The following is a 23,204-nucleotide window of genomic DNA, read 5'->3' as shown; positions in this document are numbered from 1 at the left end:
GATCGGCTGACACACTTGGGCCCCCTCGGACAGGAACACGGCATGGAACCGACCAGTACGTCGCGGGAGCGGGAAGAGCGCTTCCGCGACGTCTACGACGCGGGGTACGCCGACGTCCTGCGCTTCGTGCGCCGGCGCGTGCACCCCGCGCATGCCGAGGACGTCGTGGGCGACGTCATGCTCGTCGCCTGGCGCCGCCTCGACGACGTTCCTGCCGAGCTCTCGGACGCCCGCGCCTGGCTCTTCGGCGTCGCCCGCCGCACGCTGCTGAACGCCCGCCGTCGCGAGGACCGCCAGGGCGCCGTCGCCGTCCGGCTGGCCAAGCTCGGACAGCTCGCCGATGCCGGGGCACACCCGGACCTCGTGGCCCACCGGGTCGACATCGCCACCGCCTGGCCGCACCTGAGGGCATCGGAGCAGGAGGCGATCTCGCTGTCGGTCTTCGACGAGCTCTCCGCCCCCGAGGCGGCTGCCGTGCTCGGCATCACGGCCGTCGCCTTCCGGCTGAGGTTGTCCCGTGCGCGTCGCTCGCTGCGGCGCCTCCTCGAATCCACCGAACCCGAGGACCTGCCGGGTCTTCCAGCGACCGATCGGAGCGATCGATGAACGGCATCGACCTGACCACCCGGGCTCTGCGCGAGCTCGACGCCGCGCCGCCGACCGGGCTGACCGTGGCGGAGCGCGAACGCGCGGACGCGATGCTCGCCCGGATCCTCGCCACCCCGGTCGATCCGTCCACCGATGCTCCCGCACCCGCGGCGCCTGCTCGCCGGCGTCGGCGGCAGCTGCTGGCAGGGATGGGGCTCGCCGGTGCGACCGGCGTCGCCGTACCCGCCCTGCTGCTCGGCGGCGGCTCGGCCTTCGGGTCGTGGACGCCCACGCCGGAGCCGCTCACCGACGCCGCCGCGGACGAGGCCGCCGAGACCTGCCGCAACCACAGTGGCCTGCCCGACCGGGGCGAGCGGGTCGTGATCGCCGAGCAGCGGGGTGCGTGGACGTACGTCCTGATCGCCGGCCCGGAGGCGGAGCTGGTGTGCCTGATCGCCGACGAGACGGTCGACCGGGACGAGTACCACGCGGACGGCGTCTTCATGGGTTCGAGCGGCGAGGACCCGCCGGCAGCGCCGAAGGTCGCCGCCGACGGCATCCGCGAGACGGAGAGTGCGGGCAGCACCGTGCCCGACGACGAGCTCCTCCCCTGGGCCGACGACGACGACTGGTTCAGCTGGGTCGAGGGCTACGTCGGCAGCGACGTCACCGGAGTCACCGTCCACACGCCGTCGGGCATGGAGATCGAGGCGTCGGTCAACGGTGGCCGGTTCGCCGCGTGGTGGCCGGCGGGCGAGGCCACCTGGGACAACCCCGAGGTAGGTGGCGCCTGGTCCTACACGCTGACGCTCGCCGACGGCACCACGCGGGACGCAGGATCCGGCCGATGAAATGCCGGAGGGCCCCTGACCGGGCGACTGCCCAGGCCAGAGGCCCTCGTCTCTGCTCCCCCGGTTGGACTCGAACCAACAACCCTCCGGTTAACAGCCGAATGCTCTGCCAGTTGAGCTACAGGGGATCGGCTCCGACCGCGATGCCTCGTCGGTCAGCAGCCCGCACAGGTTAGCAAGGGCCGTCGGGCGACCGGAAATCGATACCCCTGTCCGGGGCTATCAGGCGCCGACGTCGGCGCGGGCGGCCGCCAGCGCGGCGTCGACGACCTGCCGGACGGCCGGGTCGGAGGGGTCGAGGGCGGCGTCGTAGTCGACGAGCCAGGTGATCTCGCCCGAGCCGCGCGGCGCGCGGCGGCCGACGACGCGCACCTCCTGGCGGCGCCGCACCGGCACGTGCCGCTGGACGACGATGCTGGCGGTCACGCGCTCGCGCACGAGCTGGAGCAGCCGGGCGGGGTCGTCGAGCGCGAGCAGGTGGACGGGCTGCTGCTCGCCCCAGGGCGCGAGCTCGGTCACCCTGAGCACGGACTCGTCGGCGTCCCACTCCGCGCTCGCGACGGTCTCCCACGGGACGCGCCGCGGGCCGGAGTCGTCGGGGTCGCCGGGCAGGTAGAGCGCGTCGCGGGTGCCGCCGACCGTGCCGGTCCGACCGGACGCCCACGCGAGGAGGCGTTCGCCCGCGGCGACGTCGAGGTCGGGGCGCCGGTCGCGCCGGAACAGGTCCCTCACCGGCCGACGATGTTGTCGCGGAGGGTCCGGCGGTGCTGCTCGAGGGCGGCGAGCTCGCCGAACATCCGGTTGTAGTCGGCGGCCTGCTCGACCGGGTTGGTGCGCTGGAGCCGGGACTTGATGTCGGCGATGCGGCGCAAGGCGGTCAGCTCGAGCAGGCGGAAGACGTGGTGGGAGACGTACGCCGCGTCCGGCTCCCCTGCGGCGAGGATCGGCTCGACCGTCAACTCGGTGACGGCGCTCGCAACGGCCGGATCGGTCGCGGCCGCCCGGATGCGGGCCGGCCGCTCGGCGTCGCCCGCTCCCGCGCCGAAGCCGCCCTCCTTGTCGACGAGCTCCCACACCGCGCGGTAGGTCGGGTGGGTGAAGTCGTTGGCGCCGATCTCGGCAGTGGTGCGGCCGATCGTCATCGGGTGCTGGAGCGCGAGCTTGAGCGTCTCGCGCTCGATCGCGAAGCGCGGGTCGCGCAAGTCGGGCAGCGCGGCCCGCTCGCGGAGCGCCGGGGCGGCCGGCTCCCCCGCCGCTGCCTGTCGCTGCCCACGGGCGGCGGCGCGGCGTACCTCCTCGCGCGCCTGGTCGGGGTCGACGCCGACCATGCCGGCGAGCTCACGGGCGAACGCGTCGACCTTGGACTTGTCGCGGATCGACGACACGAGCCGGGCCCCCTCGCGCAGGGCGTCGACGCGACCGTCGGCGCGGTCGAGGTCGTACTTCCCGACGATGTTGGTCAGCACGAACCGGTAGAGCGGCTTGCGGGTCGCGATCAGCTCGCGCACGGCCTCGTCGCCCTGCTTGACCCGCAGGTCGCAGGGGTCCATGCCCTCGGGCGCGACGGCGACGTAGGTCTGCGAGACGAAGCGCTGGTCGCCGGCGAACGTCTTCAGCGCGGCCTTCTGCCCGGCGGCGTCGCCGTCGAACGTGAAGATCACCTCGCCGCGGAACTCCTCGTGGTCGCTGAGGAACCGGCGAAGCACCCGCGCGTGGTCGTCGCCGAACGCGGTGCCGCAGGTGGCGACGGCGGTGCCGACGCCGGAGAGGTGGCAGGCCATCACGTCGGTGTAGCCCTCGACCACCACGGCCTGGGAGGTCCGGCCGATCTCGCGACGGGCGAGGTCGATGCCGTAGAGGACCTGGCTCTTCTTGTAGATCGGCGTCTCGGCGGTGTTGAGGTACTTCGCCTCGATCTTGTCGTCGTCGAAGATCCGGCGGGCGCCGAAGCCGATGGTTTCTCCGGACGCCTCGCGGATCGGCCACAGCAGGCGGCCGCGAAACTTGTCGTAGGGCGAGCGGCCCACCGCGACCAACCCCGCGGCGACGACCTCGTCGAGCGTGAACTTGTGGTCGCGCAGGTGGCGCCAGAGCGCCTCGCCGTCGCGGGGCGCGAAGCCGATGCCGAACTGGAGCGCAGCCGCCTGGTCGAACCCGCGCTGGTCGAGGAACTGGCGGCCGGCGAGGGCGTCGGGGCTGCCGAGGAACTTGGCGTAGAACTCCTGCGCGACGGCGTGCGCCTCGATGAGGCGGTGGCGCCGCGGGCCCTTCGGCCGGTCGTCGTGACCGCCCTCCTCGCGGCGCAGCTCGACGCCGTACTTGTCAGCGAGACGCTCGACCGCCTCGGTGAAGGACAGGCCGTCCAGCTTCATCAGGAAGGAGATGACGTCACCACCCTCGCCGCAGCCGAAGCAGTTTCCGGTGAGGATGTTGTCTTCGAGGGTGAAGGCGTGGCCGTCCTCCACCTCGGCGCAGAAGACCTCCTCCACCCGGTCGGTCTCCTCGACGCTTTCGACGACCCAGCCGCGGCGGGCGAACTGCTTGCCGGCGGCCTCGAATCGGCGTCGGTGCTCGTCGATCAGGAAGAACTCCGGCTTCAGATCCTCGTTCACGAGGTGGATTCGATAGAGCGCGGACGGCTCGCTGCCGAATCCCAGGCGCTCCTGGCTGGTGATGCCGTACGTCGCGATGCCGAGCCGCGTACATACTGTGCGGAAGTACTCCAGATCGTCACGTTCGGCGGAATTCATGATGACCGTGCCGTCCTTGGCGACGCAGCCGTCGGCAGCGAAGTATCCGGCGAGCCACCCGTAGAGGTAGGAGACCGACTCATCGAGCGGTGGGCGATCCTTGAAGAACCGTGGCAGATGGTGAACCAGGAGGTTGTCTCCGCTCGCCGACGTGTGGCTGTTCGGGAACCACTTGAGCATCGCGAGGTCCTTGGGCGGACAGAGCAGCGCCATACTCCCGGTCCCGATGCGAGTGCCGTCGCCGTACGTGAAGCCGTGAGCGACACCGAACGGCGACGGTGTCGTCCGGGTGGTTCGGGTGCGCGGAAACTTCGTAACCAGGCGGTGGCCGGCGTGGAGACCGGTCGTGACGACCTCCGCCACACCCTGCCCTCGCTTGCCTGATCGCACGAACCACCGGTGGCCGGACGTTGCGAAGATCTCCTTGCGCTGACGATTGCGGGTGACGGTGATCTTGAGCAGCGGCTGGATGCCGTAGGACTTGAAGGGCGCCTCGACCCAGGTCCCGCCAACGCCCAGGACCTTGTGGGTGCCGCCCACCAGCTCGCGGATCGCTCGCGGCCCGTCCCACGTCAGGACGCGCGTCTCGCCAGCGAGGCAATGGAAGAAACCCTTGCTCGGAGTGACCTGGAACGACGGGGTCTTCTCGTCATGGAAGGGACATAGCCCCTTCTGGGTGCCACTGCCCGCGTTGCGGAGGGTCACGTAGGCCGAGACGACATCGTCGATGCGGGCCTTCTCACGCACGGTCGCGATGTCGTCGTCGCGGATCCGGCCGGCCATGCGGCGATCCTACTGACGAGGTCCGACCGGACGTCCGCCCCTCCACAACCGCTCGTGCCACGCCACGGCGCTCGCGTCGGTGAGGGAGGCGACCTGGTCGATCACGACCCGCTGCCGCGCCGCGTCGTCGGGCGCAGCGCGCCAGTCCGCCCGGAGGGACTCGTCGAGCAGGTCCGGGCCGCCCCTGCCGAGGGCGTCGACGAGCTCGGCCAGCAGCTCCCGCTGCCGCTCCATCGCGGCCAGCCGGTCGTCGGCCTGCATCACGTAGTGCGCCGCGACCCCCTTCAGCACGGTGATCTCGGCCCAGGTGTCGGCCGGCACCACGATCTCGCCGCGGTAGCGGACGAACGGCCCGTCCCCCCGGGCGAACGTCGCCTGCTGCACGGCGCCGCAGAACCGCCCGATCAGGTCGCTGGTCAGGTTCTTCAGCGCGGCGAGGCTCCCGCGGGTCCCGTCGTACGGCGACCGCGGCCAGCTGCCCACGGCACGGAGCCGTCGGAGCACCTCGTCGAGCTCGTCGTCGGTCGCGTCGGGGGCGTACCACCCGCGCACGGTCTCCCAGACCGCGGCGGTGTCGAGCCGGGTCAGGTCGATCCGACCCGCCACGGTGCCGTCCTCGACGTCGTGCACCGAGTAGGCGACGTCGTCGGCGAGGTCCATCACCTGCGCCTCGACGCACTGCCGCCCGTCGGGCGCGCCTGCGCGCATCCAGTCGAACGCGGGTCGGTCGTCGTCGTAGACCCCGAACTTGGGTGACCCCGGCCGGCGCGGCCACGGGTACTTCGTGCAGGCGTCGAGCGTCGCTCGGGTCAGGTTGAGGCCGACCGACCTCCCGTCGGCGTCGGCGGTCTTGGCCTCCAAGCGCGTCAGCAGCCGCAGCGTCTGCGCATTGCCCTCGAAGCCGCCGCAGCCGGCGGCGATCTCGTCGAGCACCCGCTCGCCGTTGTGGCCGAAGGGCGGGTGACCGAGGTCGTGGGCGAGGGCGGCAGTCTCCGCGATGTCGGGGTGCGTGCCGAGGGCGCGGGAGAGGTCGCGCGCGATCTGGGCGACCTCGAGGCTGTGGGTCAGCCGGTTGCGCACGAAGTCGTCGCTCTGCGGCCCGACCACCTGCGTCTTCGCGGCCAACCGGCGGAACGAAGCCGCATGCACGAGCCGGGCGCGGTCGCGCTCGAACGGCAGCCGCACCGGAGCGTCGACGCGCTTCGGGGGCTCCGGCACGATCCGCTCGCGCGCGGCCTCGTCGTACAGCGCCTCGACGTCGTCCACCCGGGGACCCTATCGAGAGCCCCCGGCCGTGTCGGCGCGGTCTGGCACGGTGTCGTCATGACTGTGGAGACGCGGCCGGCCACCGACTTCGACGACGTCCGCGCCCTGGTCGGGCCGAAGCGCCCCGACGCCAACGTGTGCTGGTGCCTGAGCTATCGCATCCCGTCCAAGCTCAACAACGAGCTCCAGGGCCCCGCGCGCGGCGACTACGTGGCCAAGCTCCTCGAGGAGGGCCCGCTCGGGGTGCTGGCCTACGACGGTGACGAGCCCGTCGGCTGGGCCGCGGTCGCTCCGCGTGCGGACACGACGTTCTCCCGCAACCGCAAGATCCCGCACGTCGACGACCTGCCGGTGTGGTCGCTGTGGTGCATCCGCGTCCGCCCGGGCCACCGCGGCAAGGGCATCACCCATGCCCTGATCGCCGGCGCAGTCGACTACGCCCGCGAGCGCGGCGCGCCGGCCGTCGAGGCCTACCCGCTCGACAACCAGGGCGCCAAGGTCGACCAGACGATGGCCTACGCCGGGCTGCGCAAGAACTTCGAGGCGGCGGGATTCACCCACGCCGCCGACACCACGTCGCGCCTCAGCGGCTTCCCGCGGGTCGTGATGAGGCTCGACCTGCGGTGATCACGGCCAACTGAGGGTGCGCCTCAGTAGGTCGTCACGTGGACGTGGTCGTAGTGGTTGGCGGTCACGGAGCCACGGTCCTCCATCGCGCGCCAGCCCTCGCTCGAGCGGTCGACCGACCAGATGCGCTGGGAGTAGATGATGTAGTTGACGCCCAGCTCGGCGTAGTACTTCTGGATGAACTCGGCCACCTGGTAGCCGCGGTCACCGGAGACCATGATGTCGACGGCGATCCCCTGCGCGTGCTCACCGTCGCTGCGGAACGTGCCGTAGGTGGTGATCTCGGGGAACGCGGCGCAGACGGCGGCGTGGACCTTCTTGATGTTCTCGCTGACGCCGGCAGGCACGGAGGTGCCGTTGGTGCAGTCGTCGCCGAGCGCGAACGGCTTCTCCTCGCTCAGGTAGCCCTGGGTGACCCAGCGGGCCTCGCCGTCGACGACGATCTCGGCGCGGCCCTCCATCCGGCGCTCGGTGACCAGCACCTTCTCGCCGGCGGGCAGCACGCCCAGCTTCTTCGCCTGGTTGTCCGGGCGCGTCCAGAGGTTGAGGTCGGCGGTCGTCCAGAGCCGGAGGTCGGCCTGGCGGATCGCCGCCTGCACGGCCTGCGGGGCGACGGCCTTGTCGACCGGGCTGAGCTTCGGCTCGGGCTTCTCCTCGGCCGCGGCCGGCTCGGTGGTCTCGGTGCCGCGGTCTCCCCCGTCACGGGAGAGGATCGTGTCGCGGGCGGCGTCGTTGAGCGACGCCGCCGGCGTGCCGTCGGCGGCCATCAGGTTGCTCGGCGCCTGGGTGCCGAGGACTCCTGCGGTGACGGCCGCGCCGGTCGCAAGTACTGCGAGAGATCCGGCAATGTGGGGAGCGCGCGAGATGCGGCGTACCCGCTTCGCGCTGTGCTTTCCCTGCATTGTTGGTGGTCCCCCATCGGTAGGTAGCCGGCCGGTCTGGCCAGATCTGTCTCGTGCCGTCAGAACGCTCGGATCAACGTAGCGGTCCTCGACACGGCCATCGAGTGAAGCACACCCCTATCCACAGCTCTAATCGTGACCCGGTGTTACGGCAGTGTTCCCGGTCACCCGGCGGTGTGACGTGGGCCTCAGCCGGCAGCGGCCGGGGTCAGCCACCGGTGGTCTCGTTGGCGTCCTCGCGGAGCACGCAGTCGCTGCCGTCGGCGTCGTCGAGCCACCCCTCCGGGAGCACGACACGGCTGCGCGGGGCGCCCTGCCGGCCGCGCGGCGAGCCGAGCTCTCCGACCGGGAACGGCTCGTCGGGGTCGAGCTCGGCGAGCAGCCGGTCGAGCGAGGCGAGGGAGTCGACGAGGCCGAGCGAGCGCCGCAGCTCCCCGCCCGCCCGGAAGCCCTTGAGGTACCAGGTGACGTGCTTGCGGAACTCCTTGCAGCCCCGCTCCTCCCCCATGTGCTCCGACAGCAGCTCGGCGTGGCGGCGCATCATCGCGGTCACCTCGCCCAGCGTCGGCAGGGTGGTCTCCGCAGTGCCGCTGAACGCGGCGGCGAGGTCGCGGAAGAGCCACGGCCGGCCGAGGCAGCCGCGGCCGACGACGACGCCGGCAGCGCCGGTCTCCTCGACCATGCGTACGGCGTCCGCGGCCTCCCAGATGTCGCCGTTGCCGAGCACCGGGATGTCGACGTGCTCGACCAGGGCGGCGATCGCGTCCCAGTCGGCCTCGCCGGAGTAGGCCTGGGCGACCGTGCGACCGTGCAGCGCGATCGCGGCGCACCCCGCCTCCTGCGCGATCCGGCCGGCGTCGAGGTAGGTCAGGTGGTCGTCGTCGAGCCCCTTGCGGGTCTTCATCGTCACCGGCACGTCGTACGCCGCCGCGGCCGCGACCGTGGCCTCGAGGATCCGCGCCAGCAGGCCCCGCTTCCAGGGCAGCGCGCCCCCGCCGCCCTTCCGGGTGACCTTGGGCACCGGGCAGCCGAAGTTGAGGTCGATGTGCGCCACGTCGTACTCGGCGCACAGGATCTGCGCGGCCTTGGCCATGTAGGTCGGGTCGGTGCCGTAGAGCTGCACGCTGCGCACGCTCTCGAGCTCGTCGAAGACCAGCATCCGCTTGGTGGTCTCGTCACCCTCGACCAGCCCGCGACTCGTGATCATCTCGCAGACGTAGAGCCCGGCGCCGTACTCGGCGCACAGCCGCCGGTAGGCGGCGTTGGTGATGCCCGCCATCGGCGCGAGGACCACCGGCGGGTCGACGCGCAGCCCGCCGAGCTCGAGCGCAGCCGTCATCAGCCCCGGCCGCCGCCTGCGTCGTTGCGGCCCTTGTCGTCGCCCTTGCCGCCCTTGCCGTCGTCGATCGGCGTCAACCGGCCCTCCCAGGTGATCGCCTCGCCGACCGGCTGCGCGTCGCTGTCGACGGGCAGGAAGCCGACGGAGTCGAAGCTGGCACCGGGGGCGAGCAGGTACAGCAGGCAGAGGTCGGCCTTCGCCCCCGGGCCGAACTTCTTCGGCAGCGCCCCGCCCGGGCACGGCACGAACTCCTTCTCGGCGGCGGTCGTCGGCTGGACGCGCACGCCCTTGTCGTCGATCACCGCGATCGGCACCGGCTCGCCGCCGACGTTGACCTCGCCGCGGTTGGCCACCGAGAGCCGCACGAAGAGCGGGGTCTGCCCCTCCATCTCGTCGGTGATGATCCAGCCCTGGAAGGACTCCTTGAACGAGGTGCGGTCGACGCGGTCGACGGTGACCCGCAGCGCCGCGGTGCGGTCCTGCTTGGGCTGCCAAGCGATCACGGCGGGCTGGCCGAAGCGCAGGGTCGTGCCGGGCTCGGTGAGCTCCACGCCGGGCCCGACCGAGAGGTAGGCCGACGCCGTCGGGTCGACCGCCTCCGACGGACCGGCAGACCCCGACGCGTCCGACGACGCGCTCGCGTCGTCGCCCGGCTCCTCCTCCGACCCGCCGCACGCGACGAGGCTCGCCGCGAGCACCGGTGCGGCGAGGAGGGTCGCGCAGCGTCGCGCCAGGGTGGTCGTCCTCATGCGACCCATTGTTGCAGTCAGATGCGGCTTCAGCAGCCGACCAACCGTGTCGCGAAGTACGACGTGAGCTGGTCGAGCGCCACCCGCTCCTGCTGCATCGTGTCGCGCTCGCGCACCGTGACCGCATGGTCGTCGAGGGTCTCGAAGTCGACGGTGACGCAGTACGGCGTACCGATCTCGTCCTGGCGGCGGTAGCGGCGGCCGATCGCACCGGAGTCGTCGAAGTCGACGTTCCAATTGGCTCGCAGCTCGGTGGCGACGGCCTTCGCCTTGGGCGTGAGGTCGGCGTTGCGCGAGAGCGGGAGCACGGCGACCTTGACCGGGGCCAGGCGCGGGTCGAGCCGCAGCACGGTGCGCTTGTCGACGCCGCCCTTGGTGTTGGGCGCCTCGTCCTCGGAGTAGGCGTCGACGAGGAACGTCATCAGGCTGCGCGAGAGGCCGGCCGCCGGCTCGATGACGTACGGCGTGTAGCGCTCGTCGGCCGCCTGGTCGTAGTAGCGCAGGTCGGCGCCGGAGTGCTTCGAGTGGGTCGACAGGTCGAAGTCGGTGCGGTTGGCGATGCCCTCGAGCTCGCCCCACTCGGAGCCGGCGAAGTTGAAGCGGTACTCGATGTCCACGGTGCGCGTGGAGTAGTGCGACAGCTTCTCCTTCGGGTGCTCGAAGTGTCGCAGGTTGTCGGGGTTGATGCCGAGGTCGGTGTACCAGCGGGTGCGCTCGTCGATCCAGTACTGGTGCCACTCCTCGTCCTCGCCCGGCTTGACGAAGAACTCCATCTCCATCTGCTCGAACTCGCGGGTGCGGAAGATGAAGTTGCCCGGCGTGATCTCGTTGCGGAAGCTCTTGCCGATCTGGGCGATGCCGAACGGGGGCTTCATCCGCTGGCTGGTCACGATGTTGGCGAAGTTGAGGAAGATGCCCTGCGCGGTCTCGGGACGCAGGTAGTGCAGGCCCGACTCGTCCTCGATGACGCCGAGGTAGGTCTTGAGCATCATCTGGAAGTCGCGGGCCTCGGTCCACGCGCCGCGGGTGCCGCAGTTGGGGCAGGCGACCGACTCGTTGATGTTGACCGTGTCGGGGTCCTCGATGCCCTTCTTGGCCGCGTAGTCCTCCTGGAGGTGGTCCTCGCGGAAGCGCTTGTGGCACGACTGGCACTCGGTCAGCGGGTCGGTGAACGTGCCGACGTGGCCCGACGCGACCCAGGTCTCGCGGGGCAGGATGATGGAGGAGTCGAGGCCGACGACGTCCTCGCGGGCCTGGACCATGGACTTCCACCACTGGCGCTTGATGTTGTCCTTCAGCTCCACGCCGAGCGGGCCGTAGTCCCAGGCGGAGCGGGTGCCGCCGTAGATCTCGCCGCACGGGTAGACGAATCCCCGGCGCTTGGCGAGGGAGACGACGGTGTCGACGGTGGACGCTGGCGGCTTGGCCACGGAGACTTCCTTTGCTGCGATCGGTGGTCGAGGAGGTCGCCCAGCGACCGTCTCGAGAACCCCTGGCTGGCTGCCGGAGAGGCGCCGCTCAGGTTACGCGAGGCTCCGCGACGTTCAGAACCGAGTTCGGCTCCACCAGCTCGTAGGCGCTCGGCTCGTCGATCGCGCGGCTCAGCGTCGGCACCGCGGCCAGCTTCACGTCGTACGCCGACAGCGCCCTGCGGTAGGCGCCCACACTCTCCCAGCGGGTGCTGAGCACCCACAGGTCGGGTTCGTCGAGGTTGCGGCCGACGTGGCCCTCGACGTACCCCGGCTTGCTCGCGAGCAGCGCGTGCGCCGCCGCGAGGTCGTCGCGCAGCGCACCGGCGGCGGCGGTGTCGGAGGGCGCGCGGAAGCGGTTGACGACGAGCACGGCCGCAGCCTACTGACACCGATTTGACCGGTGGCCGATCCCGAATGAGAATGATTCTCATGCGCTTCTCTCGTGCCGTCCTCGCACTCCCCGCTCTCGCCCTCGTCGCCTCGGGGTGCTCCGCCTTCAGCGACGAGAGCGCCACGGACGACGGGGAGCTCACCGTCGCCGCCGCCTTCTACCCGCTCCAGTTCGTGGCCGAGCGGGTCGCCGGCGAGCACGCCGACGTCGTCCAGCTCACCCAGCCGGGGACGGAGCCGCACGACCTGGAGCTCTCGATCAGCGAGACCGCCGAGATCAGCGAGGCCGACCTCGTGGTCTACGAGGAGGGCTTCCAGCCGGCCGTCGACGACGCCGTCGAGCAGAACGCCGAAGGGGTGGCGCTGGACGCCGCCTCCGTCGTCGACCTGATGGCCGTCGAGGAGACGGCCGAGGAGCACGAGGAGCACGGCGAGGAGGAGCACACCGAGGACGAGCACGCCGAGGACGAGCACGCCGAGGACGAGCACACCGAGGACGAGCACGCCGAGGACGAGCACGCCGAGGAGGACGGCCACGACCACGGCGACGTCGACCCGCACTTCTGGCAGGACCCGCTGCGCGTGGCCGACCTCGCCGACGCCGTGGCCGCTGAGCTCGCCGACCTCGACTCCGAGCACGCCGACGACTACGAGGCGAACGCCGCCGCCCTGCGCGCCGACCTCGAGGATCTCGACGCCGCGTTCACCACTGGCCTCGCCGACTGCGAGCGTGACACGATCGTGGTGTCGCACGACGCCTTCGGGTACTTGGAGAAGTACGACCTCCACATCGCCCCGATCGTCGGCCTCTCGCCCGATGCCGAGCCGACTGCGGCCGTCCTCGGGGAGCTCGAGGACCTGATCCGGACGGAGGGCATCACGACGGTGTTCAGCGAGCCGCTCGAGCCGGCCCTCGGCGAGGGCCTCGCCGCCGACCTCGACCTGACCGAGGCCGTGCTCGACCCGGTGGAGGGTCTCACCGACGCCACCGCGGAGGAGGACTACCTTTCCCTGATGGAGTCCAACCTCGAGGCCATCCGGACGGCGAACGCGTGTCAGTAGCAGTCAGCATTAGCAACGGGACGGTCGCCATCGGCGGCCGTCCTGTGCTGCGTCAGGTCGACCTCACGGTGGCGACCGGCGAATTCGTCGCGCTCATGGGCGCGAACGGGTCCGGGAAGTCGACGCTGGTCCGGTCCCTCGTCGGGCTGCGTCCGGTCACCGACGGCGAGGTGCGGCTGTTCGGCACCCCGCTCGGCGACTTCGGCGACTGGCACCGCATCGGCTTCGTGCCCCAGCGCGCGACGGCCGCGTCCGGCGTACCCGCCTCGGTCGGTGAGGTGGTGGCGGCCGGGCGCCTCACCCGACGGCGCCTCCTGCGCCCGCTCGGACGTGCCGACCGCGCCGCGGTCGCCGAGGCGCTCGAGGTGGTCGGCCTCACCGACCGCCGGAGGGACGCCGTCAGCACCCTCTCCGGCGGCCAGCAGCAACGGGTGCTGATCGCCCGCGCCCTCGCCGGCGAGCCCGAGCTGTTCTTCCTCGACGAGCCCACCGCCGGCGTGGACCTTCCCAGCCAGCAGGCCCTCGCCGAGACCCTCGGCGCCCTCAAGGAGCGCGGTGCGACCGTGGTCCTGGTCGCCCACGAGCTCGGGCCGCTCGCCGGCCTGGTCGACCGGGCCGTGGTGCTGCGCGACGGCAGGGTGGCCTACGACGGCGCGCCGCTCCTCGACCACGAGGTGCACCAGCCGTGGTTCGGTGAGCCGCACACCCATCACCACCACCACGGAAGGACGATGACGACCGACCACGTGCCGCCGATGCAGTCGCCGGTCGACACCCCTCGGGGTGATCGCCCGTGAACGAGCTCATCGAGCTGTTGGAGAGGCCGTTCATGCAGCGCGCGATCATCGCGGCGCTGGTCACCGGCCTCGCCGCCCCGGCGATCGGGACCTACCTGGTGCAGCGCCGGCTCGCTCTGATGGGCGACGGCATCGGCCACGTCGCCGTCACCGGCGTCGCCATCGGGCTGCTCACGGGGGCGTCGCCGACGTGGACAGCGGTGCTCATCGCCGTCGCGGGCGCCGTGCTCATCGAGATCATCCGCGAGCGCGGCCGCACGAACGGCGACGTGGCGCTCGCGCTGTTGTTCTACGGCGGCCTCGCCGGGGGCATCTTCATCAGCGGTCTCGACGGGCAGACGACGTCGTCGATGGGGCGCTACCTCTTTGGCTCGATCACCACGATCTCCGAGGGCGACGTGCTGATCACGATGGGGCTGGCCGCTGTCGTGATCGCGTTCTGCCTCGGGCTGGCGCCACAGCTGTTCGCCGTCGCCCAGGACACCGAGTTCGCCCAGGTCGCCGGGCTGCGGGTGCGCGTCTACAACGTGATCGTCGCGGTCCTCGCCGCCGTGACGGTCACCGTGGCCATGCGCACCGTCGGCCTGCTGCTTGTCTCCGCGCTGATGGTCGTCCCGGTCGCGACGTCGCAGCAGTTCAGCCGCTCGTTCCGGACCACGATCCTGGCCGCGATGCTGCTCGGCACGCTGGCCTCCGTCGGCGGCCTGCTGGGAGCGGCGTCCGCGTCGTTGGCCGACGTCAACGTCCAGCCCGGCCCGACGATCGTGCTGGTCGCCCTCGCCTGCTACGCCGTGGCCTGGCCGATCGGGATCTGGCTGCGCCACCGCGCCCGGCTCCGCGAGCCGTTCCCCGAGGGTGTGGTCGCACCCGAGCGGTGCGACGAGGAGCACGACCACGTCCACGGCCCCGGCTGCGGCCACCTCGCCGTCCCCCACGAGGACCACGTCGACTACGTGCACGACGGCCACCGGCACGCCGTGCACGAGGGGCACTACGACGAGCACTGACGAGGGCTGAGCCTGCCAACTGGCACACTGCCCGCGTGAAGCGCGCAGTCCGACCACCGACGCCCCATCCCTCGGGAACGCGGCCGCCGTCGATCCCTGCGGACCTGGTGCCCGAGCACGTCGCGATCGTGATGGACGGCAACGGCCGGTGGGCGAAGGAGCGCGGCCTTCCGCGCACCAAGGGCCACGAGCAGGGCGAGTCGTCGCTGTTCGACGTCGTCGAGGGCGCGATCGAGATCGGCGTGAAGGCGATCTCCGCCTACGCGTTCTCCACGGAGAACTGGTCGCGCAGCCCAGACGAGGTGAAGTTCCTGATGGGCTTCAACCGCGACGTGATCCGCCGTCGTCGCGACGAGATGCACGAGCTCGGCGTCCGCGTTCGGTGGGCGGGCCGGGCGCCCCGGCTGTGGAAGTCGGTGATCAAGGAGCTCCAGGTCGCCGAGGAGATGACCAAGCACAACGACGTCCTCACGCTGACGATGTGCGTCAACTACGGCGGTCGCGCCGAGCTCGGCGACGCCGCCCGCGCGCTGGCCCAGGACGTCGCCCGCGGCCGGGTCAACCCGAACCGGGTGGACGAGCGCACGCTGGGGCGCTACCTCTACGTGCCCGAGCTGCCCGACGCCGACCTGATCTGGCGCACGTCCGGTGAGCAGCGGCTCTCGAACTTCATGCTCTATCAGGCGGCGTACGCCGAGCTCGTGTTCTCCGACGTGCTGTGGCCCGACGTGGACCGCCGCCACCTCTGGCAGGCGATCGACACCTACGCCCGCCGGGACCGTCGGTACGGCGGCGCGATGCCGAACCCGGGGTCGTAGGAGTGAGAGTGACCCAGAGGTCACTCTCACTCCTACGACCTCGGCTCAGCGCTCCACGTAGGCGAGCGAGCGCAGGCCGCGCTCCAGCTGCCACTGCACGAAGGCGGCGACCAGGCCGCTCGCCTCGCGCTGGTGGCGCGGGTCGGCGGCCTCGACGAGGGGCCAGTCGCCGGCGAGCAGCGCGCCCATCATCGACATCGTCTCGGGGGCGGGGCTCGCCGATCCCGGGATCCGGCAGGTCGAGCAGAGGACGCCGCCCATCGACGGGTTGAACCAGCGGTGCGCGGTGGCGGTGCTGCCGCCCTCACCGGGCTCGCGGCCGCAGTGGGCGCACGAGTGCAGCGCCGGGGCGTAGCCGGCGACGGCGAGCGAGCGCAGGAAGTAGGAGTCGAGGACGTGGCCCGGGCGCCGCTCCCCCGTCGCCATCGCCCGCATCGCGCCCAGCAGCAGCAGATACTGCTGGACGGCGGGCTCGCGCTCCTCGACGACGAGTCGCTCGGCGGTCTCGAGCATCGCGGTGCCCGCGGTGTAGCGGTCGTAGTCGTTGCCGATGGCGGCGGCGTAGGCGCCCTTGGTCTCGGCCTGGGTGACGACGTCGAGATTGCGCCCCTCGGCGAGCTGCAGGTCGACGTGCGTGAACGGCTCGAGCCGGGACCCCCAGCGCGACGTCGTGCGGCGCACGCCTCTCGCCACCGCGCGGATCCGGCCGTGGCGGCGGGTCAGCAGCGTGATGATGCGGTCGGCCTCGCCCAGCTTGTGGGTGCGGAGGACGATCGCCTCGTCACGGAAAAGTGGCACCCACCTATTGTGCGGTCATGGCACCGACAGATCAGCGCGCCACCCCGGACGCAGGCCCGGAGACGCCGTACGTCGGCAGCGGCCCGCGTCGTGCCGAGGGCAAGCCGGCAGCCCCGCCGACGACGTTCGTCGACTGGGTCATGCTGCTGCTGGCGATCGTCTCGGTGGTCCTGCTGACGTGGATCACGTTCTGGGACGTCGACCCGGAGACCGCCGACAAGGTGGTCACCGCGGACTACGTGATCTGCGGGGTCTTCGCGGTGGAGTTCCTGTACCGCTGGCGCAGGTCCCGCATGGGAGCGCGGTTCCTGCGCACCTACTGGTACGAGATCCTCGGCATGATCCCGCTGTCGCACCCGGCGTTCCGGAGCTTCCGGCTGATCCGGATCGTGATCATCCTCGTCCGGCTGGCACGGGCCGCCGACCGCGCGTTCGGGGACCGGGCGACCGCGTTCTTCGTGACCCGCTTCGCCGACACGATCGTCGACATCATCCGCCGGCCGGTCACCGTCGCCGTGCTCGACGAGGTCATCGCCGTGATCCAGACGGGCAACTACACCCGCCACGTCGCCGCCGCGATCGACGAGAACCGCAAGGAGCTCGACGCACTGATCCTCGACCTGATCAAGGAGGACCAGGCCACCGGGAAGCTCAAGTACGTCCCGTTCCACGACGACATCGTCCGGCTGGTGGCCGACACGGTCTTCCGGATCGCCGAGGGGGCGCTCGACGACCCGCGGGTCCAGGAGCTGATCTCGGACGCGATCCGGGAGTCCGCGACGGAGCTCCGCGCCAACGTCCGCCTGCAGATGCACGAGGACGTCAAGCGGCAGGTCGAGAAGGTCGGCGTGCGCTGAGCCGGTGCGGCTCGGTCAGGCCTTGCGCACCCGGCGCCGGTTGTCGCGGTGCTTCCAGCAGTCCAGGACGAACCGGGTCGCGACCAGGTCCAGGCGCTCGGGCCGCAGCCGCCACTCCAGGATCGAGCCGGCCCGCTCGAACGTCGCGTTCGGCAGCTGCTCGGCCAGCAGCTCCGCGTCGGCCGCCGGGTGCAGCGGGTCGCGCGGGTGTCCGACGACGAGCATCGGCGCGGCGATCCGGCTCCGCTCCTTGAGCGGCGGCGCCGTACGACCGAAGAACAGGCCGTGGACGTACGCCGCCAGCGGGCCCGGGCGGTGGTCGACGGTGTCGAGGCCGATGCCCACCCACCACGGCACGACCCCGCGCGGCACCGCCCGCGTCAACGCGCGCAGGCCGGAGACCGCGAGCGGCGCGACCCGGGCGGTGAGCAGGAGCGGCGCGAACGCGACGATCGCGACCTCGAGCGCGTTGTCGAGCACAGGCATCTCGACGACCAGACCCCGAACCCGGTCGGGTGCGATCGCGGCCACCTCGAGCGCGACGTTGGCCCCCAGCGACGTGCCGCCCACGACGGCCTGGTGCGCGCCGAGGTGGTCGAGCAACGCGACGACCTGCTCGGCGAACTCCGTGACCGAGTAGGCCACCGGGTCGTCCGGCTTGTCGGAGCGCCCGTGACCGAGCGGGTCGAGGGTGACGACGTGCGCCCCCGCGCCGGCGAGGGCTCGCGCGAGGTGGTCGTGCATCCGGCGCGGCATCAGCAGCCCGGGCAGCAGCACCACCCAGGCGTCCCCGGCGCCGTACTCGGTGTACTCGAGGCGGTCGCGGCCGCGCTCGCTCTCCACGAACAGCTGCCCGATCCGCTCGGAGGTCAGCACCCGTTGCGCACCCGTCATGGTGCGATGATCGCACGAGCGGATCCAGCGGCCGGATGTAACGCCGGACGGCCTGCGACCAAGTAGGGGCATGGAACAGGACCAGACCGAGGTGCACCGGATCGGGGACGACCCGGATGCCCTCGAGGCCTTCTACCGCGAGCACCTGCCCGCGGTGCAGCGCTTCGTGGCCCGCCGGGTGGCCGACCCGCACCTGGCCGCCGACCTGACCGCCGACGTGTTCGTCGCCGCGATCGACGGCGCCGGCGGCTACCGCCCGGACCGGGCGACGCCGGGCGGCTGGCTGATGGGAGTGGCACGCAACGTCGTGGCGTCGGAGTTCCGGCGACAGCGACGGCACCGCACGGCCGAGCGCCGGATCGCCGGTCGTCGGCTCCTCGACGCCGATGCGCTGGCGCGGATCGAGGAGCGGATCGACGTGGAGCGCGAGTCGCGGGAGCTGTACGCCGCCCTCGCCGCCGTGCCGGAGCGCGACCGTGCGCTCATCGAGCTCGTGGCTCTCGACGGGTTGTCCGTCTCCGAGGCGGCGGCCGTGCTGGGGGTGAAGCCGGCCACCGCGCGGGTCCGGCTGCACCGCAGCCGGGCCCGCGTCCAAACCCACCTGCGTCCGCCGCTTGCCGAAGCGGTGGCCGCGCTCAACCTGGAGGTACAGCCATGACCACCCGCGCACCCCTGGACGGCTTCGAGACCGCGCTGCTCGGCGAGCTCCGCGCCCACGTCGCCTCCCGCCGGCCCAGCCCCGCCCGGCCCGGACTCCGTCGCCGTCTTGCCGCTGGCGCCGCCATCGGCACTGCGATCGCCGCCACGGCCGGCGTGCTCTTGCTGCGCCCGGACCCGGCGTTCGCCGTCGACGCGCAGTCCGACGGCGACGTCGTCGTGACCATCACCAGCCTCGAGGACGCCGACGGACTGGAGGCCGCGCTCCGCGAGCAGGGTGTCGATGCCGAGGTCGACTACTCCGCCGATCCGATCACGCCGCCGGCGCCAGGCGACGGCTCGGGCGAGCAGTCGTTCGACACCGAGTCCTCCGACGACGAGCGCGGCACGACCACCCACCGCGAGGGCGACGCCGAAGAGCCCCCCGCCGCACCCTGCGGCGGCGTCCCGTCCGCCCAGGAGCGCGAACGGTCGAGCGTGGCGATCGACCAGTCCGGCGATGGCGTCACCTTCACGCTCTCGAGCGACTTCGTCGACTCCGACGCCGCGATCCGGATCGTCACCAGCGGCGACGAAGGCGCTGCGGGGATCATGGTCCAGGTCGAGCAGCACTGCTGACCGGAAGCGACGACGGCCCCGGAGCGATCCGGGGCCGTCGTCGTACGTCGTGCCGAGGCTCAGTGCGGGATGGTCGTCGCCTGAGCGCGGTTGGCGGCGCAGACGACGGCGCGGAGCGAGGCCGTGACGATGTTGTGGTGGATGCCGATGCCCCACACGATCTCGCCGGCGATCTCGCACTCGACGTACGCCGCGGCCATCGCATCGCCGCCCGAGCTGAGCGCGTGCTCGGCGTAGTCGAGCACTCGGATGTCGGCGCCGGCCTGGCGCATGCCGTCGACGAACGCCGCGACCGGGCCGTTGCCGCGGCCGGTGAACGCCTGCTCCTCGCCGCGGACGACCATCCGGACCTCCTGCTGGTCGTCGCCCTCCTCGTCGGTGGTCGAGGTGAAGCTGACCAGGGAGTACGGCGCCTCGCGCTCGAGGTACTCCTTGTTGAAGATCGTCCAGATCTCCTCCGGGGTGACCTCCCCGCCCTGGGCGTCGGTGTGCTGCTGGATGACCCGGCTGAACTCGATCTGCGCCCGTCGCGGCAGGTCGAGGCTGTGCTCGGCCTTGAGCACGTAGGCGACGCCACCCTTGCCGGACTGACTGTTGACCCGGATCACGGCCTCGTAGGTGCGGCCGACGTCCTTGGGGTCGATCGGGAGGTACGGCGCCTCCCACGGGATCTCGTCGACGGGCTTGCCGGCGTCGTCGGCGATCCGCTGGAGGTCCTCCAGGCCCTTCTTGATGGCGTCCTGGTGGGAGCCCGAGAAGGCGGTGTAGACCAGGTCGCCCGCGTAGGGGTGCCGCGGGTGGACCGGCAGCTGGGTGCAGTACTCGACCGTGCGGCGGATCTCGTCGATGTCGGAGAGGTTGACCTCGGGGTCGATGCCCTGGCTGAACAGGTTCATCGCGAGCGTGACCAGGTCGACGTTGCCCGTGCGCTCGCCGTGGCCGAACAGGCAGCCCTCGACCCGGTCGGCGCCGGCCATCAGCGCCAGCTCGGTGGCGGCGACAGCGGTGCCGCGGTCGTTGTGCGGGTGCAGGCTGATCGCCGTGTGCTCGCGACGGGTGAGGCCGCGGGAGAAGTACTCGATCTGGTCGGCGTAGGTGTTGGGCGTCGACATCTCGACCGTGGCCGGCAGGTTGAGGATGATCTCGCGACCCGCCTCCGGCTGCCACACGTCGGAGACCCGCTCGCAGACCTCGAGCGCGAAGTCGGTGGGCGTCTGGGTGAAGATCTCCGGGCTGTACTGGTAGCCGAAGTCGGTGCCCGCGAGCAGCTCCTCGGCGTACTTCATGACCCACTCGGTGCCGCGGGTCGCGATGCCGATGCACTCGGCCTCGGTCACGTTGAAGACCACGCGCTGGAACAGCGGGGCGGTGGCGTTGTAGAGGTGGACGGTCGCCTTGTCGGCGCCGACGAGCGACTCGACGGTCCGCGCGATCAGGTCCTCACGGGCCTGGGTCAGCACCGAGACGCGTACGTCGTCGGGGATCTTGTCGCCCTCGACCAGCTGGCGCACGAAGTCGAAGTCGGTCTGGCTCGCGGCGGGGAAGCCGACCTCGATCTCCTTGTAGCCCATCCGGACCAGGAGCTCGAACATCTTCATCTTGCGCGCGGGACTCATCGGGTCGATGAGCGCCTGGTTGCCGTCGCGCAGGTCGGTGGACAGCCACCGGGGTGCGTGGGTGATCCGCTGGTCCGGCCAGGTGCGGTCGGGGACGGTCACCGGCTCGAAGGCGGTGTAGCGGTGGAACGGCATGCCGCTGGGCTGCTGGCTGGGAATCGTGGTCATGAGAGTCCTCGAGGTCGAACGGGAGTCGGCCGGTCGCGCAGCAGCACTCCGCAGCGAGGGGGTCCGGCCGGGACGGTTCAGACCTCGCTGCGGCAGCTAAGAAGAAGCGCGCGCATCATGACGGGCCACACTCTAGCAGCCCGTAGCCTGACGGGATGGCGCGACTGCTCATCGTCCACCACTCCCCCAGCCGCTCGCTGCGGGCGCTGACCGACGCCGTGGTCGCCGGCGCAGGGGACGAGGCGATCGAAGGGGTCGAGGTCGTCGTCCGACCGGCGCTGGAGGCGACGGCCGACGACGTGCTGGCCGCGGACGGCTACGTGCTGGGCACGTCGGCCAACTTCGGCTACATGTCCGGCGCGCTGAAGCACTTCTTCGACTCGACGTTCCTGGCGGTCGGCGGTGCGCTCGACCCGTCCGGCGCGGCCGACCCCACGGCGTCCGAGGGAGGCACGAAGGGCCGTCCCTACGGGCTCTACGTCCACGGCCGCTACGACCTCACCGGCGCCGTACGGTCGGTGCAGTCGATCGTCGGGGCGCTGGGCTGGAAGCAGTCGTACGACGTCCTCGAGGTGCTCGGCGACCTCGAGGACGAGCACACCGCTGCGGCCTACGAGCTGGGCGCTACGATCGCCGTCCTGCTCGCCGCTTAGGCGGGGCGCCCTGGCGCGCTCGGCTCCACAGGAGAACTTCATGACCATGCTCCCCGCTGCTCGGCCCATCGTCGCGTGTGCGGTCGCCGCGACAACACTCTTCAGTGCGCTCACCGCCGCCCCGGCCGCTGCGGAGGACACCCGCTCCCGGATCACCCTCAACGGCTTTCATGACATGGCCGTGGTCGAGAAGCACGACCGAATCTTCATCTCACGCAGGGGAAAGTCCGACACGGTCCTCGTTACCGATCTGAGAGGCGTCCCCGTCGGCACCCTTCCTGACGTCGCAGGCAATGGTGCGCTGGCTGTCTCTGCTGACAAGTCCACCCTGTACGTCGGTGGGTGGGAGCGTGCGAGCAACCCGGAATCGACGGCGACGATCGCCGAGGTCGACATCGCGACCCTCGAGATAGTCGAGACGCATCCACTACCGAGTGAGCCCGCTTGGGTCGGCACCGTCGGACAGGTCCAGGATGTGCCCGGCTGTCCGTGGGAGATGACCACCCTCGAAGGCCTCGTCTTCTACACGACGTCTTGTCCGGGCATTGGCGGCGACGGACTGTATGCGCTCGATCCGGACACGGGAGACGTCACGGCTCTTTCCCCGGATATCGGAACGTACAGCGACCTCGCCGTCGATCCGACCACTTCCACGCTGTTCGTCGCGAGCGGCTACAGCCTGAGCGCGCACGACCTCACGTCATCCACGCCTCCCGAGTTGAGCCTGCGCGCGAGCCGCAACGTTGAGAACGCCGGCAACGAGACACCCGGTTCGCGGGACGACTCGTGCAGCATGGCCCGGCTGCTCCGCGACATCGCCTACGTTCCCGGGCGCGATGTGGTTGTCAACCAGGGCGGATGGAGTTTCGCGGCGTCCAACCTCAAGCTCGCCCCTGGCTACCCCTGCTTCGCGGGCAAGTGGGAGTACCTCAACGATGGCGAGGACCTGACGACGATCACCGCGCGGTCAGACGGACTCGTTGCTTCGGGGTCGATCGCGTATTGGGACGCCAGAATCTTCCGAAGCGGATCGACCAAGACTCTCCGCTGGTACAACCACGAGCGGCGGGCGGTGGAGAACTCGCTGGAGTTCGGAAAGAAAAAGCTCTACGAGTTGAGCTTCGACAACGGTCTCTGGCCACGGGCCGGAGTGCTGCACGTGATCACTCCTCGTCCGGCGAGTCACCTGACGCTCTCCACGCCGCGTGATCGGTATGCGACGGGCGAACGGATCATCGTCCGCGCCCGCTTCCGGGGGCCGTCGATTCCTGATCGTCGCGTCCTCGTCAAAGCCGGTCCGGACCCTGGCTTCTCGGTCATCACCCGGTGGATCAAACTGGATGAGGAGGGCCGAGGCCGCACCGCGCTTCGCATGACCGATGACGACGGACGACTAATGATCGAAGGTCTGATTGTGGATCAGGGCGACTACGTGGCCTCGCCGCTCCTGCAACTGAAGAGAGATCGCTGAGCACCCGGGGTCTCGGTGCGGATCGGGCGCTACGATCGCCGCTGTACTGAGCACCTGACCGGCCCAGACTT

Annotated in this window: 23 protein-coding genes and 1 tRNA gene; 12 read left to right on the top strand and 12 right to left on the bottom strand. The window is 71.1% G+C overall.

Annotated features, from left to right (window positions below):
- Positions 1–42 precede the first annotated feature (42 nt).
- Both HNR19_RS08255 and HNR19_RS08250 read left to right on the top strand, forming a co-directional pair.
- Positions 43–606, top strand: a complete 564-nt coding sequence (locus tag HNR19_RS08255; RefSeq protein ID WP_179667465.1) for an RNA polymerase sigma factor — start codon at positions 43–45, stop codon at positions 604–606.
- Positions 603–1,439: a hypothetical protein gene (locus HNR19_RS08250; protein WP_179667464.1), complete on the top strand. Its 837-nt coding sequence runs from the start codon at positions 603–605 to the stop codon at positions 1,437–1,439. Before HNR19_RS08255 ends, HNR19_RS08250 begins: the two co-directional genes overlap by 4 nt.
- A 55-nt stretch (positions 1,440–1,494) precedes the next feature.
- Here the strand turns inward: HNR19_RS08250 and HNR19_RS08245 are convergent.
- The 4 genes from HNR19_RS08245 to HNR19_RS08230 all read right to left on the bottom strand — a co-directional run bounded on the left by HNR19_RS08245 (position 1,495) and on the right by HNR19_RS08230 (position 6,238).
- Positions 1,495–1,567 (bottom strand) — tRNA-Asn (locus tag HNR19_RS08245).
- A gap of 94 nt (positions 1,568–1,661) precedes the next feature.
- Entirely contained in the window at positions 1,662–2,171 is a 510-nt protein-coding gene (locus HNR19_RS08240; RefSeq protein WP_179667463.1) for a hypothetical protein, read from the bottom strand.
- Entirely contained in the window at positions 2,168–4,972 is a 2,805-nt protein-coding gene (dnaG, locus tag HNR19_RS08235; RefSeq protein ID WP_179667462.1) for a DNA primase, read from the bottom strand. Before dnaG ends, HNR19_RS08240 begins: the two co-directional genes overlap by 4 nt.
- A 9-nt stretch (positions 4,973–4,981) precedes the next feature.
- Entirely contained in the window at positions 4,982–6,238 is a 1,257-nt protein-coding gene (locus HNR19_RS08230) for a deoxyguanosinetriphosphate triphosphohydrolase (RefSeq protein ID WP_179667461.1), read from the bottom strand.
- A gap of 57 nt (positions 6,239–6,295) precedes the next feature.
- Here HNR19_RS08230 and HNR19_RS08225 point away from each other — a divergent pair, with 57 nt between their 5' ends.
- Entirely contained in the window at positions 6,296–6,865 is a 570-nt protein-coding gene (locus tag HNR19_RS08225; RefSeq protein ID WP_179667460.1) for a GNAT family N-acetyltransferase, read from the top strand.
- Positions 6,866–6,888: 23 nt separating this feature from the next.
- On the opposite strand, the gene HNR19_RS08220 is transcribed toward HNR19_RS08225, so the two are convergent.
- The 5 genes from HNR19_RS08220 to HNR19_RS08200 all read right to left on the bottom strand — a co-directional run bounded on the left by HNR19_RS08220 (position 6,889) and on the right by HNR19_RS08200 (position 11,697).
- On the bottom strand, positions 6,889–7,767 hold the full coding sequence (locus HNR19_RS08220) for a VldE C-terminal domain-containing protein (protein ID WP_179667459.1): 879 nt from the start codon (positions 7,765–7,767) through the stop codon (positions 6,889–6,891).
- A 208-nt stretch (positions 7,768–7,975) separates the two neighbouring features.
- The gene (gene dusB / locus HNR19_RS08215) at positions 7,976–9,106 is read right to left on the bottom strand and encodes a tRNA dihydrouridine synthase DusB (RefSeq protein WP_179667458.1); all 1,131 of its coding nucleotides are present in this window, start codon (positions 9,104–9,106) and stop codon (positions 7,976–7,978) included.
- Positions 9,106–9,855, bottom strand: coding sequence for a hypothetical protein (locus HNR19_RS08210; RefSeq protein WP_179667457.1), 750 nt, complete (start codon positions 9,853–9,855; stop codon positions 9,106–9,108). Before HNR19_RS08210 ends, dusB begins: the two co-directional genes overlap by 1 nt.
- A gap of 29 nt (positions 9,856–9,884) precedes the next feature.
- Entirely contained in the window at positions 9,885–11,285 is a 1,401-nt protein-coding gene (locus tag HNR19_RS08205; RefSeq protein ID WP_179667456.1) for a glycine--tRNA ligase, read from the bottom strand.
- Between the two features lie 88 nt (positions 11,286–11,373).
- Complete coding sequence (locus HNR19_RS08200; protein WP_179667455.1) at positions 11,374–11,697, bottom strand: antibiotic biosynthesis monooxygenase; 324 nt, start codon at positions 11,695–11,697, stop codon at positions 11,374–11,376.
- A 59-nt stretch (positions 11,698–11,756) separates the two neighbouring features.
- Between HNR19_RS08200 and HNR19_RS08195 the strand changes: the two genes are divergently transcribed.
- From HNR19_RS08195 to HNR19_RS08180, 4 genes are read left to right on the top strand one after another with little or no spacing between them, the layout of a single operon-like run.
- Entirely contained in the window at positions 11,757–12,779 is a 1,023-nt protein-coding gene (locus tag HNR19_RS08195) for a metal ABC transporter substrate-binding protein (protein ID WP_179667454.1), read from the top strand.
- Positions 12,770–13,576, top strand: a complete 807-nt coding sequence (locus HNR19_RS08190) for an ATP-binding cassette domain-containing protein (protein ID WP_179667453.1) — start codon at positions 12,770–12,772, stop codon at positions 13,574–13,576. The genes HNR19_RS08195 and HNR19_RS08190 overlap by 10 nt, the downstream gene beginning before the upstream one ends.
- Positions 13,573–14,583, top strand: coding sequence for a metal ABC transporter permease (locus tag HNR19_RS08185; RefSeq protein WP_343047107.1), 1,011 nt, complete (start codon positions 13,573–13,575; stop codon positions 14,581–14,583). Before HNR19_RS08190 ends, HNR19_RS08185 begins: the two co-directional genes overlap by 4 nt.
- A 35-nt stretch (positions 14,584–14,618) precedes the next feature.
- Entirely contained in the window at positions 14,619–15,401 is a 783-nt protein-coding gene (locus HNR19_RS08180; protein ID WP_179667452.1) for an isoprenyl transferase, read from the top strand.
- 45 nt (positions 15,402–15,446) lie between these two features.
- On the opposite strand, the gene recO is transcribed toward HNR19_RS08180, so the two are convergent.
- On the bottom strand, positions 15,447–16,199 hold the full coding sequence (gene recO / locus HNR19_RS08175; protein ID WP_179667451.1) for a DNA repair protein RecO: 753 nt from the start codon (positions 16,197–16,199) through the stop codon (positions 15,447–15,449).
- Between the two features lie 17 nt (positions 16,200–16,216).
- Here recO and HNR19_RS08170 point away from each other — a divergent pair, with 17 nt between their 5' ends.
- Positions 16,217–17,056 (top strand): ion transporter, encoded by an 840-nt coding sequence (locus HNR19_RS08170; protein ID WP_218910187.1) that lies wholly within the window; start codon positions 16,217–16,219, stop codon positions 17,054–17,056.
- Between the two features lie 15 nt (positions 17,057–17,071).
- On the opposite strand, the gene HNR19_RS08165 is transcribed toward HNR19_RS08170, so the two are convergent.
- A complete protein-coding gene (locus tag HNR19_RS08165; RefSeq protein ID WP_218910186.1) occupies positions 17,072–17,950 on the bottom strand; it encodes an alpha/beta fold hydrolase in 879 nt (292 codons plus the stop codon).
- Positions 17,951–18,020: 70 nt separating this feature from the next.
- On the opposite strand from HNR19_RS08165, the gene HNR19_RS08160 reads away from it, so the two are divergent.
- Positions 18,021–18,608: an RNA polymerase sigma factor gene (locus HNR19_RS08160; RefSeq protein WP_179667450.1), complete on the top strand. Its 588-nt coding sequence runs from the start codon at positions 18,021–18,023 to the stop codon at positions 18,606–18,608.
- Positions 18,605–19,225 (top strand): hypothetical protein, encoded by a 621-nt coding sequence (locus tag HNR19_RS08155; RefSeq protein WP_179667449.1) that lies wholly within the window; start codon positions 18,605–18,607, stop codon positions 19,223–19,225. The genes HNR19_RS08160 and HNR19_RS08155 overlap by 4 nt, the downstream gene beginning before the upstream one ends.
- A 59-nt stretch (positions 19,226–19,284) precedes the next feature.
- On the opposite strand, the gene leuA is transcribed toward HNR19_RS08155, so the two are convergent.
- Positions 19,285–21,009, bottom strand: a complete 1,725-nt coding sequence (leuA, locus tag HNR19_RS08150; RefSeq protein ID WP_179667448.1) for a 2-isopropylmalate synthase — start codon at positions 21,007–21,009, stop codon at positions 19,285–19,287.
- A gap of 155 nt (positions 21,010–21,164) precedes the next feature.
- Here leuA and HNR19_RS08145 point away from each other — a divergent pair, with 155 nt between their 5' ends.
- Positions 21,165–21,662, top strand: a complete 498-nt coding sequence (locus HNR19_RS08145; protein ID WP_179667447.1) for a flavodoxin family protein — start codon at positions 21,165–21,167, stop codon at positions 21,660–21,662.
- A gap of 40 nt (positions 21,663–21,702) precedes the next feature.
- The gene (locus tag HNR19_RS08140) at positions 21,703–23,133 is read left to right on the top strand and encodes a YncE family protein (protein WP_179667446.1); all 1,431 of its coding nucleotides are present in this window, start codon (positions 21,703–21,705) and stop codon (positions 23,131–23,133) included.
- The last annotated feature ends 71 nt before the right edge of the window (positions 23,134–23,204 follow it).

It is taken from the genome of Nocardioides thalensis (genome assembly GCF_013410655.1).
Classification (GTDB): domain Bacteria; phylum Actinomycetota; class Actinomycetes; order Propionibacteriales; family Nocardioidaceae; genus Nocardioides; species Nocardioides thalensis.
This window is presented reverse-complemented; position numbering and strand designations above follow the sequence as displayed.